The organism is Amycolatopsis oliviviridis (assembly GCF_014654365.1).
GTDB classification, from domain to species: Bacteria; Actinomycetota; Actinomycetes; order Mycobacteriales; family Pseudonocardiaceae; genus Amycolatopsis; species Amycolatopsis oliviviridis.
The window spans coordinates 239,325-256,581 of sequence record NZ_BNAY01000004.1 but is presented as its reverse complement, the minus strand read 5'-3'; the positions used below and the strand labels follow the sequence as shown (position 1 = coordinate 256,581).

General features: G+C 68.4%; 17 protein-coding genes. 4 read left to right on the top strand and 13 right to left on the bottom strand.

Annotated features, from left to right (window positions below; all coding sequences use genetic code 11):
• Positions 1–15 precede the first annotated feature (15 nt).
• Complete coding sequence (locus tag IE302_RS18995) at positions 16–1,086, top strand: HpcH/HpaI aldolase/citrate lyase family protein (RefSeq protein WP_191255847.1); 1,071 nt, start codon at positions 16–18, stop codon at positions 1,084–1,086.
• A complete protein-coding gene (locus IE302_RS18990) occupies positions 1,083–1,937 on the top strand; it encodes an HpcH/HpaI aldolase/citrate lyase family protein (protein ID WP_191255846.1) in 855 nt (284 codons plus the stop codon). The genes IE302_RS18995 and IE302_RS18990 overlap by 4 nt, the downstream gene beginning before the upstream one ends.
• On the opposite strand, the gene IE302_RS18985 is transcribed toward IE302_RS18990, so the two are convergent.
• The 9 genes from IE302_RS18985 to IE302_RS18945 all read right to left on the bottom strand — a co-directional run bounded on the left by IE302_RS18985 (position 1,934) and on the right by IE302_RS18945 (position 11,155).
• On the bottom strand, positions 1,934–2,641 hold the full coding sequence (locus IE302_RS18985; RefSeq protein ID WP_191255845.1) for an Abi family protein: 708 nt from the start codon (positions 2,639–2,641) through the stop codon (positions 1,934–1,936). The genes IE302_RS18990 and IE302_RS18985 overlap by 4 nt on opposite strands.
• Positions 2,642–2,841: 200 nt before the next feature.
• Positions 2,842–4,221 carry an amidase gene (locus IE302_RS18980; RefSeq protein WP_191255844.1) on the bottom strand — a complete coding sequence of 460 codons (1,380 nt, stop codon included), beginning with the start codon at positions 4,219–4,221 and terminating at the stop codon, positions 2,842–2,844.
• An 11-nt stretch (positions 4,222–4,232) separates the two neighbouring features.
• Entirely contained in the window at positions 4,233–4,991 is a 759-nt protein-coding gene (locus IE302_RS18975) for an SDR family NAD(P)-dependent oxidoreductase (RefSeq protein ID WP_191255843.1), read from the bottom strand.
• On the bottom strand, positions 4,988–6,409 hold the full coding sequence (locus IE302_RS18970) for an aldehyde dehydrogenase family protein (protein ID WP_191255842.1): 1,422 nt from the start codon (positions 6,407–6,409) through the stop codon (positions 4,988–4,990). The genes IE302_RS18975 and IE302_RS18970 overlap by 4 nt, the downstream gene beginning before the upstream one ends.
• On the bottom strand, positions 6,402–7,172 hold the full coding sequence (locus tag IE302_RS18965; RefSeq protein ID WP_191255841.1) for an ABC transporter ATP-binding protein: 771 nt from the start codon (positions 7,170–7,172) through the stop codon (positions 6,402–6,404). Before IE302_RS18965 ends, IE302_RS18970 begins: the two co-directional genes overlap by 8 nt.
• A complete protein-coding gene (locus tag IE302_RS18960) occupies positions 7,169–7,915 on the bottom strand; it encodes an ATP-binding cassette domain-containing protein (RefSeq protein WP_191255840.1) in 747 nt (248 codons plus the stop codon). The genes IE302_RS18965 and IE302_RS18960 overlap by 4 nt, the downstream gene beginning before the upstream one ends.
• Positions 7,912–8,724, bottom strand: a complete 813-nt coding sequence (locus IE302_RS18955; protein WP_191255839.1) for an ABC transporter permease — start codon at positions 8,722–8,724, stop codon at positions 7,912–7,914. The genes IE302_RS18960 and IE302_RS18955 overlap by 4 nt, the downstream gene beginning before the upstream one ends.
• Complete coding sequence (locus IE302_RS18950; protein WP_191255838.1) at positions 8,724–9,668, bottom strand: ABC transporter permease; 945 nt, start codon at positions 9,666–9,668, stop codon at positions 8,724–8,726. The genes IE302_RS18955 and IE302_RS18950 overlap by 1 nt, the downstream gene beginning before the upstream one ends.
• Positions 9,665–11,155, bottom strand: a complete 1,491-nt coding sequence (locus IE302_RS18945) for an ABC transporter substrate-binding protein (protein WP_191255837.1) — start codon at positions 11,153–11,155, stop codon at positions 9,665–9,667. The genes IE302_RS18950 and IE302_RS18945 overlap by 4 nt, the downstream gene beginning before the upstream one ends.
• Before the next feature lie 60 nt (positions 11,156–11,215).
• Between IE302_RS18945 and IE302_RS18940 the strand changes: the two genes are divergently transcribed.
• Together IE302_RS18940 and IE302_RS18935 are read left to right on the top strand one after the other, a co-directional pair.
• A complete protein-coding gene (locus IE302_RS18940) occupies positions 11,216–11,959 on the top strand; it encodes a FadR/GntR family transcriptional regulator (protein WP_191255836.1) in 744 nt (247 codons plus the stop codon).
• A 56-nt stretch (positions 11,960–12,015) separates the two neighbouring features.
• Positions 12,016–13,059: a patatin-like phospholipase family protein gene (locus tag IE302_RS18935; RefSeq protein ID WP_191256287.1), complete on the top strand. Its 1,044-nt coding sequence runs from the start codon at positions 12,016–12,018 to the stop codon at positions 13,057–13,059.
• A gap of 86 nt (positions 13,060–13,145) precedes the next feature.
• On the opposite strand, the gene IE302_RS18930 is transcribed toward IE302_RS18935, so the two are convergent.
• From IE302_RS18930 to IE302_RS18915, 4 genes are all read right to left on the bottom strand, one after another.
• Positions 13,146–13,748, bottom strand: a complete 603-nt coding sequence (locus tag IE302_RS18930) for a class F sortase (protein WP_191255835.1) — start codon at positions 13,746–13,748, stop codon at positions 13,146–13,148.
• Positions 13,749–13,751: 3 nt separating this feature from the next.
• Positions 13,752–14,417, bottom strand: a complete 666-nt coding sequence (locus IE302_RS18925) for a hypothetical protein (protein WP_191255834.1) — start codon at positions 14,415–14,417, stop codon at positions 13,752–13,754.
• Positions 14,418–14,968: 551 nt separating this feature from the next.
• Positions 14,969–16,009 carry a trans-sulfuration enzyme family protein gene (locus tag IE302_RS18920; RefSeq protein WP_191255833.1) on the bottom strand — a complete coding sequence of 347 codons (1,041 nt, stop codon included), beginning with the start codon at positions 16,007–16,009 and terminating at the stop codon, positions 14,969–14,971.
• A gap of 60 nt (positions 16,010–16,069) precedes the next feature.
• Complete coding sequence (locus tag IE302_RS18915) at positions 16,070–16,945, bottom strand: DNA-processing protein DprA (protein WP_191255832.1); 876 nt, start codon at positions 16,943–16,945, stop codon at positions 16,070–16,072.
• Between the last annotated feature and the right edge of the window lie 312 nt (positions 16,946–17,257).

Here is a 17,257-nt window from a genome sequence, read left to right as displayed (position 1 = left end):
TGCGATGGAGGAACGATGCGTTCGCCGAAGGATTTCTTCGCCCCGCTCGCGGTGGGGGCGCCGGAACCGCTCCGCCAGATCCCCGTGCCTCCTTCGCGGATGATCCACTTCTTCGACCCCAGCAACGAGAAAATGGCCGCCAAGGTCCCGGATCTCGCCAAGAAGGTCGACGTCCTGCTCGGCAATCTCGAAGACGCCGTGCGCGCCGACCGCAAGGAGGCCGCGCGGAACGGGCTCGTCGCCATCGCGAAGGCGACCGACTTCGGCAAGACGCAGCTGTGGACCCGCGTCAACAGCCTCGACTCGCCGTGGGTGCTCGACGACCTGATCACGCTGGTCACCGAGATCGGCGACAAGCTCGACGTGATCATGGTGCCGAAGGTCGAAGGCGCGCAGGACATCCACTACGTCGACAGGCTGCTCGCGCAGCTCGAAGCGCGGGCCGGGCTGACGAAACCGCTGCTGGTGCACGCGATCCTGGAAACCGCCAGCGGCGTCGTGAACGTCGAGGAGATCGCCGGCGCGAGCCCCCGGATGCAGGGCATCTCGCTCGGCCCGGCCGACCTCGCGGCCAGCCGCCGGATGAAGACCACCCGGGTGGGTGGCGGTCACCCCGGTTACCTGGTGCGCACGGACCCGACCGGCGAAGACCTGAACGCGGGACGCACGACGTACCAGCAGGATCTGTGGCACTACACCGTCGCGCGGATGGTCGACGCCTGCGCGGCGAACGGGATCCTGCCGTACTACGGGCCGTTCGGCGACATTCGCGACGTCGTGGCCTGCGAAGACCAGTTCCGCAACGCGTTCCTGCTCGGCTGCGTGGGTGCCTGGAGCCTGCACCCGGTGCAGATCGACATCGCCAAGAAGGTGTTCTCGCCCGCGCCCGAGGACGTGGCCTGGGCACGGCGCGTGATCGCCGCGATGGGCGACGGCACCGGCGCGGTGATGATCGACGGCAAGATGCAGGACGACGCCTCGGTGAAGCAGTGCCGGGTGGTCGCCGAACTCGCCGACGCCCTGGCCGCCGACGACCCCGAACTCGCCGCTGCCTACGACGCGGCCACCAAGGAGGCCTCCGCATGAACCCCCGCCGTTCCGTCCTCTACATGCCCGGCGCGAACGAAAGAGCGCTGGAGAAGGCCAAGACGCTCGACGCGGACGGCCTCATCCTCGACCTCGAAGACGCCGTCGCGCCCGACGCGAAGGAAGCCGCACGTGAACGCGTTTGCGCCGCCGCGTCGTCGAAGGAGTACGGCTCGCGCGAGGTGACCATCCGCGTGAACGGCCTCGACACCGAATGGCACGACGCGGACCTGCGAGCCGCCGCACAGGCGGGCCCGGCCGCGGTCGTGGTCCCGAAGGTGAACTCCGCCGCCGAGGTGCACAACATCGAGCGCGCGCTGGAACTCGGCGGCGCGCCGGACCACACGAAGATCTGGGCGATGGTCGAAACCCCGGTCGCGATGCTGCACGCCGAGGAGATCGCCGCGGCGTCCGAGCGGCTGACCGTGCTGGTCATGGGCACGAACGACCTGGCGAAGGAACTGCACGCCGAGTTCGTCCCCGGCCGCGCGCCGCTGCTGGGCGGGCTTTCGCTCGCGCTGCTGGCCGCGCGGGCGACCGGCAAGGCGATCCTCGACGGCGTCTACAACGACGTGAAGGACCTCGAAGGCTTCGAGGCGGAATGCCTGCAAGGGCGCCAGTTCGGCTTCGACGGCAAGACGCTGATCCACCCGGCCCAGTTGGAGCCGTGCAACCGGATCTTCGCACCTTCGGAGGAGGAGATCGCGCGGTCACGCAAGATCATCTCGGCGTTCGAGGAGGCGCAGGCGGCCGGGCAGGGCGTCGTGACCGTGGACGGGCGGATGATCGAGAACCTGCACGTGGAGAACGCGCGGCGGATCCTGGCGCTGGCCGACGCGATCGCCGGCTAGCTCGGACGTGCGGCCAACAGCCGTGCACAGGAACTGTTGGCCGCGATGTAGCCGGCTACCCGCGGCGAGATGAGCGCAGCGAGGTTCTGCACGTCTTTCCAGTGCTCTTGGACGTCGAGAGCGAGTAAGGGCTCGTGATGAGCGACACGGTTGCGCAGTCTGTGCAAGCGCTCGACGTGCTTGTCGACGTCACGACGGTCGGTCCCGGCTCGAAAAGCCAGGTGCAGGTAAGGAATCCAGAGCGGGTCGTGATGACGTCTCGCGGACAGATACCGCCAGAAGCCGAAGCTGAGCTCGGCGATCACCTTCCCGGGCGAAGGTGACGCGGTCGATTCAGCCGGACGCCTGATCTTCGGGGTCGCGTTCCTGATGGCTTCGGCCATCAGCCGCCGGCTCGTCTCGTTGACGTCGTACCGCGTACCGTTCGCCGCCTTCCGCCATCGAGACGGGAAGATCGTCGTCGCCTGGAAGACCCAATGTGCCGTCCCGGCCGCGACGGCGTTGCCCAGTGCCCGGTCATAGGCGTTGCGCAGGGCCACTTCCAGGTGGGACAGGTCGTGATGGAACGCCGCGGACACGGCCGCGTTCCACTCGTACAACCGCGCGGCCCGCTCTCGGTCCTGGTTCGCCGCTTGCAGGTAGACCGAGAACCTCGGCTTCGACAGCCAGGCTTCGATCCAGTCCTCCGCTCCGGCGCTGGTCACTCTCGGAACTCCTCTGCTAAACTGATCGGCGAATAGCCCCGGATGGCCCCTGACCTACTGGTCATGTCACCGGGGCTTTGATCTTTTCTGTTGCCGATCGGCAAGGCAAAGCCACCCGAGCTGACGCATTTAGTCCTCTGGATGCGGTCCTTGCGCACGACAAGGACCGCATCCAGAGGACTAAATGCGTGGGGTGGGGGTCAGGGCCAGGGGCGCGGGGTGGGGCGAAGGGTTTCGTAGGCGGCAGCGACGCGAAGGACGTCGAGGTCGGCGAAGCGGCGCCCGCTGATTTGCAGGCCGACGGGCTGGTCGTCGCTCGTGTAGCCGCAGTTGATCGAGACCGCGGGCTGGCCGGACATGTTGTACGGCACGGTGAACGCGATGTGCTCGAACGGGCGGCGCGGGTCGTTGGTCGGCGAGGGCCAGTCAGCGGGCGGGGCCGAGACCGGGCAGGTCGGCGACAGGACGACGTCGAAGCGTTCGGTCTCGCGCAGGGTCGCGACGGCGATGGCGTCGATCTGCGCGAAGCCGCGATAAGCGTCGACGCCGCTGACGTCGGCGCCGCCGGCGGCCCAGTCGGCGATGTACGGCAGCACCTTCGCGCGGCGGTCTTCGGGCAGCGCCGCCATGTCCGACCAGGCGCGGACGCGCCAGAAAGTGTCGAGTCCGTCGAGCATTTCGCGGCGCAGGAACGGCGAAACCGGCTCGACGACGGCACCGGCGGCCTCGAAGACACGTGCGGCTTCGGTGACGGCGGCGATCGTCTCCGGCAACACGGGAAGCCCGACGCCTGGGTCGAGGTGCAGCCCGATCCGCAGGCCTTCGACCTCACCGGACAGTGCGGTCCAGTCGAGCGACGAGGGCGGCAGCGAAAGGTGGTCGCGACCGTCCACACCGGACAGCACGCTCATCAGCAGCGCGGTGTCGGCCACGGTCCGCGTCATCGGCCCGGCGACGCGGCCGAGGAACGGCGGATCCACCGGTACCCGGCCGAAACTCGGCTTCAACCCGACCAGGCCGCACCAGCCGGCGGGCAGCCGGATCGAGCCGCCGATGTCGGTGCCGACGTGCAGCGGGCCGTAGCCGGCGGCCGCCGCCGAACCGGCGCCCGCGCTGGAGCCGCCGGGGGTACGCGTGGTGTCCCACGGATTCCGCGACGCGGTGTGGAAGCTCGACAGCCCGGACGTCAGCATCCCGTAGTCCGGCATGGTCGTCTTGCCCAGCAGGACACCGCCCGACTCGCGCACGCGAGCGCCCGCCGGTGCGTCCTCGGACGCGGGCGTCAGTGAAGTGGCGGCCGTGCCGAGCGGGACCGGGGTGCCCCGGGTCGCGATGTTCTCCTTGAGCGTCATAGGGACGCCGTCGATCGGGCCGAGCGGTTCCCCGGCGTGCCAACGGCTTTCGGACGCCTTCGCGTCTTCGCGCGCACCACTCGGGTCGTACGCGTAGAGCGCGTGCAGTTCGGGTTCGCGCGCCTCGACACGGGCGAGGACCGCTTCGGTGACCTCGACCGGCGACAACGTCCCGGCGCGGTATCGCGCGACCAGTTCGACGGCGGTCAGATCGGGCAACTCCGGCACGGCAGGGCTCCTCACGTCGCGGGCGGTTCGAAGCGGCCGTCGACCGCGGTCCAGCCGCCGTCCACCGCCAGCACGGAGCCGGTCACGAACGACGACGCGTCCGAGGCCAGGTAGACGACGGCGCCGGCGAGTTCGTCCGGACGCGCCCACCGGCCGAGCGCGCCCTTGGTCGCGTAGGCGTCGTACCAGTCCGGATTCGCTTTGATCTGCGCTGTCAGCGGGGTCTCGACGACGCCGGGCGCGATCGCGTTGACCCGCACCCCGGCCGGGCCGAACTCGGCCGCGGCCGTGCGGAACAGCTGCACCAGCCCGGCTTTCGTCGCCGCGTACGGTCCTTGTCCCGGCTCGACGGTGGTGCCGCGGATCGACGAGAACCCGACGATGCTCCCCCGCCCGCGCTCGACCATCCCGGCGCCGAACGCGCGGACGACCTCGAACGTCGCGCCGAGGTTCAGCGCGATCACCCGGTCGAATTCCTCGCGCGAGTACTCCAGCAGCCGTTTGCGCACGTTGGTCGCGGCGGTCAGCACGACCACGTCGACCTCGCCGAGTTCCTCCGCGGCTCGCGCGGCGGCGCCCTCTTCGAGCAGGTCGATCTCGTACGCCTCGCCGGCGCTGGTTTCCTTGGCCGCGGCGACGTCGCGGTCCGCGACGATCACCTCGGCACCGTGCGCGGCCAGGGCTTTCGCCGATTCGCGGCCGATCCCGCTGCCGCCGCCGAGGACGACGGCTCGCTTGCCGTCCAGCCGGAACAGGTTCTCGTAACTCACGGTCGCAGCACCGCCATCCTCGTCACGGTCAGTTCCTCGACCGCGAACCGCGGCCCTTCCCGCCCGATCCCGGAGTCCTTCACCCCGCCGTACGGCATGGTGTCGGACCGGAAACCGGGCACCTCGTTGACCACCACGCCGCCGACCTCCAGCTCGTCGAGCGCGCGGAACGCGGTCTTCAAGGAAGTACTGAACACCGAAGCGTGAAGGCCGTAGCGCGAGGCGTTGACCGCGTCGAACGCTTCGTCCACAGAGGACACCCGGCGGATACAGACGACGGGCCCGAAGATCTCCTCGTCCCAGCATTCGACGCCGTCGGGCACGTCGAGCAGCACGGCGGGCCGCCACACGGTGCCGTCGACACCGCCTCCGATCAGGCGCGCGCCGGCCGAAGTCGCCTTGTCGACCCAGTCCTGAACGCGCCTTGTCGACGCCGCGTCGATCAGCGCCGAGACTCGCGTCTTCTCGTCTCGCGGATCACCGGTGACGACCTCGCCCAGCCGCGCGAGCACCCGTTCGGTGAATTCCTCGGCGACGGCATCGACGACCAGTACGCGCTGCACGGAAATGCAGGCCTGCCCGGACGCGTAGAACCCGCCGCGCAGCACGGCGTCCGCGGCCGCGTCGAGATCCGCGTCCTCCGCGACCACCAGAGCCGCATTGGAACCCAGCTCCAGCAACGTCTTCGTGGGCGCCGCGTCGCGGGCGATCCGGTGCCCGACCAGCGCGGATCCGGTGAACGACACCGCGCCGGCGCGCCGGTCCGTGACCAGCGCGGAGCCGACGGCCGCGTCCCCGGTGACCAGCTGGACCATCGCGGGCAGGTCGGTCAGCGAGCGCACGAGATGCACCAGCCACAACGTCGCCAGCGGCGTCTGCGGCGCGGGTTTCACCACCACCGGGCAGCCCGCCGCGATGGCGGGCGCGATCTTGTGCGATGCCAGCAGCAGCGGATAGTTGAACCCGGCGATGCCGACGACGACCCCGATCGGCTTGCGTTTCCAGAACCCGACCAGCCCGTCGCCGGACGGCAGCAGGTCGAGCGGCACGGTCTCGCCGTGCAGCCGCGAGACCTCCTCGGCCGCGGCCTGCCAGGTGACGATCGTGCGCGCGACCTCGACCCGGCAATCCACCAGCGGTTTTCCGGTTTCGAGGACCAGGAGCTGCTCGAATTCGGAGCGCCGCGCTTCCAAAGCGGCCGCGACGTCGTTCAGCAGCGAACGCCGAGTACGCGACGGCAAGGCCGCGACCTGCTTGAACACCGCGACGGCCTCGTCGATCGCCCGCGTGGCCAGCTCCGGCGTTCCGACCGGCGCCCGGCCGATCTCGCTCCCGTCGTAGGGGAACAAGACCGGCTCGACGTCCACAGTGGACACCCAGCCATCGCCGATCGGCAGCCCCTCTGGGTAGTCAGCCATCGTCCCCTCCCCTCAACCGCGCCAGCTCGGCCCGCAGATTCGGCGCGGCCGCCAGCAATTCCCTGGTGTATTCGTGCTCCGGCGCGTCGTAGACCTGGTCGACGTCGCCCAGCTCGACGATCTCCCCGCGCCGCATCACCGCGACCCGGTCGCACACGTGCCGCACCACGCCGAGGTCGTGCGAGACGAAGATCAGCGTCAGCGAGTACAGCTCGACCAGCGACGCGAGCAGGTCGAGGATCTGCTTCCGCACCGAGACGTCGAGCGCGCTCACCGGTTCGTCCGCGATGAGGACGCTCGGGTTCGGCGCGAGCGCCCGCGCGATCGAGATGCGCTGCCGCTGCCCGCCGGAGAACTGGTGCGGATACCGCCCTGCGACATCCGAAGGCAGCCCGACCGCCTTCAACAGCTCCGAAACCCGCGCGGGATCTCGGCGCCCCAACGGCTCGGAAATGATGTCCCGGACCCGCATCCGCGGATCGAGCGAACCCATCGGATCCTGGAAGACGATCTGGAGTTCCGACCGCAGGAAGCCGAGTTTCCGCTCCGGCAGCGTGTCGACGCGTTTGCCCTGGAACGAGACGCTGCCCGCGGTCGGCTTGTCGAGCGCGGCCAGCAATCTGACCAAAGTGGACTTCCCCGATCCCGACTCGCCGACGATCCCGAAGCGCTGACCAGCCTCGACGTCGAACGAGACTCCGCGCAGGGCATGGACATCACGTCGGGTGTAGCGGCGTTCGAGGTCCCGAACGGAGATCATCATCGGCTCGCCTCCAGATCCGAAGCGGCCAAAAGCTTCTTCGTGTACTCGTGCTTCGGCGCGGTAAGCACCTCGCGGGTGGTTCCGGCTTCGACGATCTCGCCGTCCAGCATCACCAGCACCCGCTCGCACACCGACGCCACGACGGCGAGGTCGTGCGTGATGAACAGCAGTGCGCTCTCCCGCTCGCGGATGCCGTCGAGGATCAGTTCGAGGATCTGCGCCTGCACGGTGACGTCCAGCGCCGTCGTCGGCTCGTCGCAGATCAGCAGTTTCGGGTCGTTGGCCAGCGCGATCGCGAGGACGACGCGCTGCCGCTGCCCGCCGGACAGCTGATGCGGATAGGCACGGAAGGTGCCGGGCAACCCGACGGAGTCCAATAGCGACTCCGCCGCGGCGCGATGGTTCCTGCCGTCGCGGTGGATCCGCATCGGTTCGGCCACCTGCGCGCCGACCCGCATCGCCGGGTTCAGCGCGGTCATCGGTTCCTGGAACACCATCGACAGGTCGTTGCCCCGCAACCGCGACAGTTCCTTTTCCGGCGCGCCGAGCAGCTCGCGGCCGTCGAGTTTCACCGATCCGGAGGCGGCGAGCTCTTCGGGCAGAAGCCCCATGATCGACAACGCCGTCAACGACTTCCCGGAGCCGGACTCGCCGATCAGCCCGACCCGCTCACCGCGAGCGATGCCGAACGAGACGTCGCGGACCAGCCCGGAAATGCCGAGACCATGGACTTCGAGGGTCATAGCCGCGCCGCCAATCGGGGATCGAGACGATCGCGCAGGCCGTCGCCGAGCAGGTTGAAGCCGAGGACGGCGATGGCGATCGCGACGCCGGGCACGAGCGCGAGCCGCGGATGCAGGGTCAGGAACACCTGCGATTCCTGCAGCATGCGGCCCCACGACGGGGTCGGCGGCCGCGTGCCGAAGCCGAGGAACGACAACGCCGCTTCCGCGAGCACGGCGATCGCGAACGACACCGACGCCTGCACAATCAGCAGCCCGGAGATGTTCGGCAGCACATGCCGCGCCGCGATGTTCAGCCGCGACCGGCCCGCCGACCGCGCGGCCAGCACGAACTCGCTGCTCATCACCTGCAGCGTCCCCGAACGCGCGATCCGCGCGAACGACGGGATGGTCGCGATGCCGATCGCGACCATCGCGGTCAGCGTGTCCGCCCCGAACACCGCACCGAACATGATCGCCAGCAGCAACGCGGGGAACGCGAGCACGAGGTCGTTGACGCGCATGACGAACTCGCCCAGCCACCGCGACGACATCCCGGCGAGGATCCCCAGCGGCGTCCCGATCAGCGCCGCGATGCCGACCGCGACCACGCCGACGTACAGCGTCGTCCGCGCGCCGACCATGATCTGGCTGAGCACGTCACGGCCGAAGCTGTCGGTGCCGAGCAGGTTCGCGCCGCTGAACTCGTGCAGCCGGTTCGGCGCGTCGACCTTCACCGGGTCGAACGGCGTCCACACGAACGAAAGCACCGCGGCGAGCACGATCAGCGCGACCAGGACGCCGCCGATCACGAGGCTGCGATTGCGCATCAGGAACCTCGCAATCTCGGGTCGAGCACCGTGTACAGGACGTCGACCACGAAGTTCACCAGCAGCACGCCGACCACCAAGACCAGCACGATCCCCTGCACGGACAACAGATCCCGCGACGCCACCGAGTCGAGCAGCATGCTTCCCAGCCCCGGCAGCACGAACACGCGCTCGACGACGACGGCGCCGATCAGCAGCGTCGACAGCTGCAGGCCGAGCACCGTGACCACCGGCACGGAGGCGTTGCGCAGCCCGTGCCGGAACAGCGCCTGGAACGGCCGGAGTCCCTTGGACCGCGCGGTGCGCAGGTAGTCCTGGCCGAGCGTGTCAAGCACCGCGGACCGCACGTAGCGCGTGAGCACCGCGCCCTGCACGAGTCCCAGCGACAGAGCGGGCAGGACGAGACCGCGGAGGAATTCGCCGGGGTCCTGCACCGGCGGCGTCCAGCCACCGGAGGGCAGCCAGCGCAGCTGCACCGCGAAGATCTGCACCAGGATGATGCCGGCGAGGAAGGCGGGGATCGCGACACCGATCTGCGACAGCCCGGAAACCGCCGTGCCGTCGGCCTTCCGATGCCGCACCGCGGCGAACGTGCCCGCCGGGACGGCGATCAGCAACGCCACCAGCATCCCGGCCCCGACCAGCCACAACGTCACGCCGAGCCGGTCGGTCAGGGCGGGCCCGATCTCCTCGCGAGTGACGTACGAGCGGCCGAAGTCGCCGTGCAGGACACCGCCGATCCAGTCGAAGTACTGCGTCACCAGCGGCCGGTCGATGCCGAATTCGGCGCGGGTCTTCGCGACCAGTTCCGGTGTCGCGTTGACGCCGAGCGCGACCTGCGCCGGATCGCCCGGAAGCACGGCCATGAACAGGAACACCACGATGGACGCGACCAGCACACTGGCGACGAGGATCGCTACGCGGCGCACGATCTTGACGGTCATCGCGGCGCCAATCCCGTGAGATCGAAGGACTCGCTGACCTGGTTGCGGACGAACCCGGTCACCTTGTTCTTCGCCACGATCACGTTGGGGAACAGGAAGAGCCAGTCCGCGGCCGCGTCCTCGGACAGCCGCCGCGCGACCTGGCGCATCGCGCCGACCTGCTCCTGAGGCGTTCCGGCGTCTGCCTTCGCCAGCTCCCGCTGGACGTCCTTGCCGTCGTAACCCCAGTAGTACTTCGGCTTGCCGAAGGTGACGATGTCTCGGGCCTCGACGTGCTGGATGATCGAGAGGTCGTAGTCGTGGTCGGTGAAGACCTGCTTGAGCCACACCGCCGGGAAGTCCAGCGGCTCGATCGTCACCGTGACCCCGACGTCCGCCAGCTGCGACGCCACCACCTGCGCGGCCGACACGGCGTACGGCAGGTTCGGGATCCGCAGCCGGAGTGAGGGATTCGGCTGTCCGGCCTCGGCGAGCAGCGCTTTCGCCTTCGCGGGATCGAACGGATACGCGTTCGAGAGATCCTCGTACCAGGGATCCGTCGGCGGGACCATGCTGCCGATGAGCGTCCCGCGACCGGCCCAGGCCGTGTCCAGCAAAGCCTTCCGATCGATGGCGTACGACAGCGCGCGCCGGACCCGGACGTCGTTCAGCGGCGCGCGGGCGTTGTTGAACGCGAGCGTGACCTCGCTGTTCGTCGTGCCCTCGACGACGGTGAACCGGTCGTCGCTCTGGAACTGCGGGATCGAATCCGGCACGGTGATCGCGGAGATGACGTCGATCCCGTTGCTGAGCAAGGCGTTGTTGAGCGCGGTCGGATCCTTGATGTACTTGAGGACCACGGTCGAGTAGGCCGGTTTCGTGCCCCAGTACGCGGGATTCTGCTTGAGCACGATGGAATCGCCGCGCCTGCGCGAGGACACCGTGTACGGTCCGGTGCCGACCGGTTTGTTCGCCAGATCCGCGACGCCGGTCGGGCTGAACATCGCGCCGAGCCTGCTGGTGAGGCTGAACAGCCAGCCGTTGCTGGGTTTCGTGAGCACGACCCGCGCGTGATCCGGCGCGACGACGTCCACCCGGTCGACGACGTCCATTGTGGACTTGATCGAAACGGTCCAGTCGGTTTTGACGCGCATCAGGGAGAACTTGACGTCCTCGGCGGTGAACGGCGCACCGTTGCTGAACTTCGCGTTCTTCCGCAGCTTGAAGTCGTAGGTCTTGCCGTCTCCCGAGACCGTCCACGATTCGGCCAGCAGCGGCACGATCTTCGCGTCCGCGTCGAGTTTCACCAGGCCCTCGTAGACGTTGTAGAGCAAGGCCTGCGGGATGGCGGCGCCGTCGGTGCGGGTGAAGTCGAAGTTCGCGGGTTCGGCGGTGTAGCCGATGGCGAGCGTGCCGGGATCCTTGGCGACCGTGGCACTCGAACCGGCGGAGCAACCGGACGTCACCAGCAGCAACGCGAGGGCCGCCGCATGGATCCGGGCTTTCATCCTGCCCCCTGACCGGTAGACTGGTCTGACCAGTAAACCAGACGAGACGGCAGGGTCAAGATGGAATTCGAGCCGGTCGCCCCTGTCCGCGCGTACCAGCGCGTCGTCGAACAGATCGAGGAAGCCGTGTTCAGCGGCCGGATCAAACCCGGCGACCGGCTGCCGAGCGAACGCGAGCTGATGGTCCAGTTCGACGTCGGCCGCTCGACGGTGCGGGAAGCGCTGCGCGTGCTGCAAGCGGCGGAGATGATCCGCTCGCGGCCCGGCGACCCGCGCGGCCCCGAGGTCCTGGCCGCCTCACCCGCCGCGTTGCACCGGTCCATGCACCGGCTGGCGCGGGCCGACCACCTCGGCCTGTCCGAACTCCTGCAGTTCCGCATGGTCCTCGACGGTTCCGCACATCTGCTCGCCGCGCAGCTCAGGACCGAAGATCACCTCGCCGAACTGGACGCGGCGCTGGAGGCGATGCGCGCGGGCGTCTCGAAGGGATTCGCGGAGTTCTCGCACGCGGACGTCGCGTTCCACGAAGCCATCGCCCGCGCGACGGGGAACCCGCTGCTGGTGATCAGCGGCGAAGTCGTCCGCGGGGTCGTCCTGGAACTCATCGAGGACAAACTGGAACACGCCGACGACCGGACCGCGTTGATGCGCAACTGGCTCACGCATCACGAAGAGGTGCTGGGAGCGATCCGGGACTCGGACGGCGAACGCGCGTCGAGGCTGGCCAAGCAGGCGCTCTACGACAACTACGCGGAATACGTACCGGAAGACCAACGCCACCTCTTGATACCTCTACTGTCGTAACGGTTCGTGGCGTTCGGGCGACTCACCCCCCTAGACTCGCTCACATGGGGGATGAAATGGAGCCCAAGAACCCCCGCCAAGGCGTCGGCCTGGCGCTTTCCGGCGGTGGCTACCGCGCGATGCTGTTTCACACCGGAGCCCTTTGGCGGCTCAACGAACTCGGCTGGCTGTCCAAGATCTCGACGTTCTCCAGCGTCTCGGGCGGTTCGATCGCCGCGGGCGTGCTCGCCCACGCATGGTCGGACTTGAAGTTCGAAAACGGTGTCGCGGGCAACTTCGACGACAAGGTCGTCGCGCCGGTCCGGAACCTGGCGCGCACGCGACTCGACATCCCGGTCACCTTGCGGGCCATGGCCGTTCCGTGGCGGAGCGCCGGCGAGGAACTCGCGCGGGTGTACGCGAAACACCTGTTCGGCGACTGCTGCCTCAAGGATCTGGATCCCGACGGCCCGCAGTTCGTCTTCACCGCGACGAACCTGCAGGACGGCGCGCTGTGGTGGTTCTTCCGGCAGAACGGGGCGCACGGGAACATCCCGCTCGCGACCGCGGTGGCCGCGTCCTCGGCGTTCCCGCCGATGCTGTCGCCGGTGGCGATCCACGATCCGCTGTCGACGGAGAAGGGCCGCAAGATCGTGCTGAGCGACGCCGGCGTCTACGACAACCTCGGCCTGGACCCGGTCGAAGGGCACGCGACGGTGCTGGTCAGCGACGCGGGCAAGCGGATGAAGGTCACGCCGAAGGTGCCGCGCGACTGGGGACGGCAGTTGCTGCGCGTCCTCGACGTGATCGACAACCAGGTCCGCGAACTGCGGCGGGGCGCGCTGCTGAAGTCGTACGTGGAGAAGGATTTCGCGGGCACCTATTGGGGTTCCTACGTCGACCTCTCGAACTTCGAGCTGGAGGACGCGCTGGACGCGCCTGTCGAGCTCACGCACGGGCTGGCGGAAACCCCGACGCGGCTGACGAAACTGCCGGAAGTGCTGCAAGAGCGGTTGATCAACTGGGGTTACGCGGCCTGTGACGCGGGGATGCGGAAGTGGGTCGATCCGGAGGCGGCCGCTCCCGGCGGGTTCCCGTTCCCGGCCTCGGGCGTCGGCTGACCCGGTCTCCCGACCCCGGATGTCATGAAAGGGCCGTTCAGGACATTTTTCGTCCTGAACGGCCCTTTCATGACACTTCTCGCTCGTCAGGCGACCAGGTTGGCGTAGACGATGATGTTGTCCTTGTAGCTGTGCTCTTCCTTGTCGAAGACACCGCCACAGGTGATCAGCCGCAGCTGCGGCTTGTCCGTGTTGCCGTAGACCGCGTCCTCGGGGAACTTGTCCTTGGGGACCTGGTCCTTCTTCTCGACCACGAACTTCAGGCTCTTGCCGTCGCTGCGGTCGACGAGCACCTCGTCGCCCGGGTTGACGTCCTTGAGCTTGTAGAAGATGCCCGGCTGCTTGTTGCCGTCGACGTGCCCGAGCACGATCGCCGGGCCGACGTCACCGGGTACCGGCGAAAGCTGGTACCAGGCGGCCTGCATCGGCTTCTTCGCCGAAGGGACGGCCATCTTGCCGTCCTTGTTGATCGCGACCGCGATCAGGTTCGACTCCGCGCCGATCTTGGGGATCTTCACGTTCGTCGGCCGGACACCGTCGAACGGCTTCGTGACCGGGACGGTCGATTCCGCCGGTGCCTGCTGTGCCGCGGGCGCGGGTTCGTCGGAACCACAACCGGTCAGCGCGAGGGAAAGGATCAGGGTGGCCGCGACCGCGCGACCACCCCGCCTCAGGAACTTCGTCGACATCGATCAGGCCGCGGTGGCGCCGAAACCGGTCTCGATGCCGCCCTTGGGGGCGTACTTGACCTGCTTCTCCGGCTTGCCCGGGGTGGCCGCGCCGCCGCCGATGGGCGACTCGAACTCGATGTCACCCTTGCCGGACTTGCCGTCGCAGGTCCAGGTGAAGGTGCTGGAGTTGCCCTTGAAGGACTTCTTGACCTTCACGATGTAGACCCAGTAGCGGCCGTCGTCCTCGGCCTGGTTGCTGTACAGGGTGTCGAAGTCCGGCGCCGAAACGTTCGACGGCTCGCCCGACGCGCAGGCGATGACCAGCGCGCCGACACCGTTGTCGCCGATGTAGCCCGCGCCGACGTTGTCGACGTAGGGCTCCTCCGGGTTCGGCGTGGTGGTGGGCTTCTCCGAGGTGGAGGTCGGCGACGGCTTGCCGGAAGTCGGCGTGCCGGTCGGCGTCGGCTCCTGCGAGGACGACGAAGCCGGGGCGCTCGGCTCCGGCGGGGCGGAGGTGACCTTGCCGCCGGTCCACGAAGGCGAGGGCGCCGTGGTGGGCGTCTCGCTCGACGAGGGGGTGGGCGTGGTCGTCGTTTCCTCCTGCGCCATCGCGGCAGGCGTCACGGCCAGCGAGATGACGGCGCCGGCCAGCACCGCGCCCGCGAGGCGGCCCAACGTCTTCTTCAAAGTGATCTCCCAGTGGAAAGCATCGCAACGCACGGTGACCCCCACCGTGCGACCACCCGGGGGAAATCCCACGTTCGGGTGACAGCGCGATACTGCCCGAAAAGTGCCGGTCTTCAGTAGCGAATGGACAGTGACAAGAACCACTGGGGAAACCGGTAACACCGGGGTGATCCTGCCCGATACAAGGGCCTGAATGTCGCTCAACAAAGCGGAAAACTCTCGGCGACGGGGCAATGTTAACACCCGAACGGCCGGAACGGTTGCGTCACGGAAGCATTTTTTCGGCGCTCTCCGAACGCCGGAAAAAGGGCGGTTTTCCTGGCGGGATCGGCCACTTTCCGCGACTTCCCGAGCCATTGTTACCACCCGGTTCACACGTTCGGAGTACCCCTTGGTGAAATCATGACCACTTGGGCGCGAAAGCCGGTGCTCGGCAACCCGAAGGTCACGATCAGAACACCAGGAGCAGGGCCACGGCGAGCGAAAGCGCGCCGAGGAGGCCGGCGACGAGCAGCCAGGGCTTCGGCGACATCCGCTTCCGGACCGCCCGGCTAGCCGAGCGCGGAAGCCAGATCCGTCCAGAGATCTTCCGGGTCTTCGAGCCCGACACTGAACCGGACGAGCCCGGCGGGCACATGGGCGTCACCCGCCAGCCAGGCACGCCGCTCGACCAGGCTCTCCACTCCGCCGAGGCTGGTGGCGGCCCGGATCAGCCGCAACGACCCGATGACCTTGTCCGCGGTCTCGGCGTCCGGGAGTTCGAACGCGATCATCGTGCCGGAGCCGGGATAACGCACCCGGGTGATCGCCGGATGGTCGACCAGCCGCGCCGCGAGCAGCGCGGCCGTGCGGGTCTGCTCGGCCAGGCGGACCGGCAGCGTCCGCAGCCCGCGCAGCGCCAGCCACGCTTCGAGCGCTCCCGGCGTCGCCCCCATCCGGGTCCGCGCGTCGCGCAGGTCCTTCGCGATGCCTTCGTCGGCCGCGATCGTCAAGCCGAGCAGCAGGTCGCTGTGCCCGCCGATGAGTTTCGTCGCGCTGTGCACGACGATGTCGGCGCCGAGTTCCAGTGGCCGCTGCCCGAGCGGGGTGGCGAACGTGTTGTCCACGGCGACCAGGCCGTTCGCGGCGGCGGCGATCGTCTCGATGTCGATGACGTCGAGCGTCGGGTTGGTCGGTGATTCGAGCCAGAGCAGGTCGGCGTCCGCGGCCTCGACCCACGCGGCCGTGTCGTCCGGCGCGACCTCGGTCACCACCACACGGCCGGTGCGGTGCGCGTGCGCGAGCAGGCCGCGGGACCCGGCGTAGGAGAACGTCGGGACGCAGACCTTCGCGCCGACCCGCAGTGTGTCGACGACGGCGCTGAGCGTCGCGATCCCCGAGGCGAACGCGGTGGCATGCCCGCCTTCGAGCGCGCCGATCGCGGCTTCGAGGGCCTCCCAGGTCGGGGTGCCGTTCTCCCGCGAGTACGCGCGATCGGCGCCGGCGTCGAAGGTGCTCGCCGCGACGATCGGCACGTTCAGCGGTTCGCCGGGGCCCTCCGGACGTCCGGCGGCGACGGCGAGGGTGCGGGGTGACCAGTCGTTCGTGTCCACCCCGCCACCGTAAACCGTGCCCTCGCGAGGCCCTTCGCCTTGGGACAGGCAGGGCCTCGGTCAGTCGAACAAGCGCTGCGCGCGGGGTGTTTCGGCCAGCCTACGCATCTCGGCGCTCAACGCGACCCTGTTTGCGATCCGACGGCCCCCGGCTCCGAGGAGCTTGCGATTTCCAGGTGGATCCGCGTGACGGAACCCGAGCACCCATAACGGCACCTGCGCACTGACTGCCGTCTCCCCAGCCCGAAGAGTTCCGCCGGTCTCCCCGGCTTCAACCACGATGACAGCATCCCCCAAGCCGACGATCACCTGGTTTCGAGTCATAGCGGCCCCCGCTGTCCAACTCTGCCCCGGCGGGAATTGAGAGACGACAAGCAGCCGATCGAGCGCTTTCTGAGGAAGATCTCGATAGGGGCGTTTCAACTGGAAGTTCAGGATGCCTTCCGCCAGAACGGCGACCGTCCTGCCTCCAGCCCGCAGTGCGGCCAGATGGCTCTCGGTGTCTACGCCCTTCGCGTAGCCGGACACGACGGATATACCGGCCGAGGCGGCATCCTCGCCACAGGCCCTCGCTGCCTTCAGGCTTTCCTCGGTCGCACTCCTTGCTCCGCAAATGCCCACGGCGTAACCGGAAAGCAGGTCGATGGCGCCGCGGTAGAACAAGACGGGAGGAGCTCCCTTCGCCTGACGCAAGCGCGCCGGGTAGTCGGGCTCATCGCAGAAGAGCACGTTCACACCCGCGGCACTCAGGGAATGAGCCAGCTTCTCCGCCTTGGCGATTTCGTCATCAGGAAGCTCACCTACCAGGCCTACCAAGGCACGACGCCCACGTTGCAGGAGAACCTTGGCGGCCCGCCGAGGGCCTCCCGCGGCCACCGGGGCGAGCACAGCAAGCATCAACCGCTCATGAACCGAGGTCGCCCCGTCGATCGTCATGGTGTTCTCTGCTTCGTGCTAGGCGTCTCCGACATCTCACCATCAGATACATATCGAACATCAGTTCGAGCATTTCAAGTGGCGGGGCGACTGTCAAGACGACAGGGCACGCCATGCGACACGCCGGACACGTTCACACACTGAGAGCGAAAGGACGTGGACACTGGGTAGCCCCTCCTGAAAGGGCATCATCTCTTGTCCCCGCCTTTAGGCCTGTTTCGGCCGAACTCACGAGGCGATCGCCTCGAAGACTGGTCCTGGGAACACGTGGGGCAGCAGAGGCTCTTGCTACTCCGGGGATCCGCAGAGATC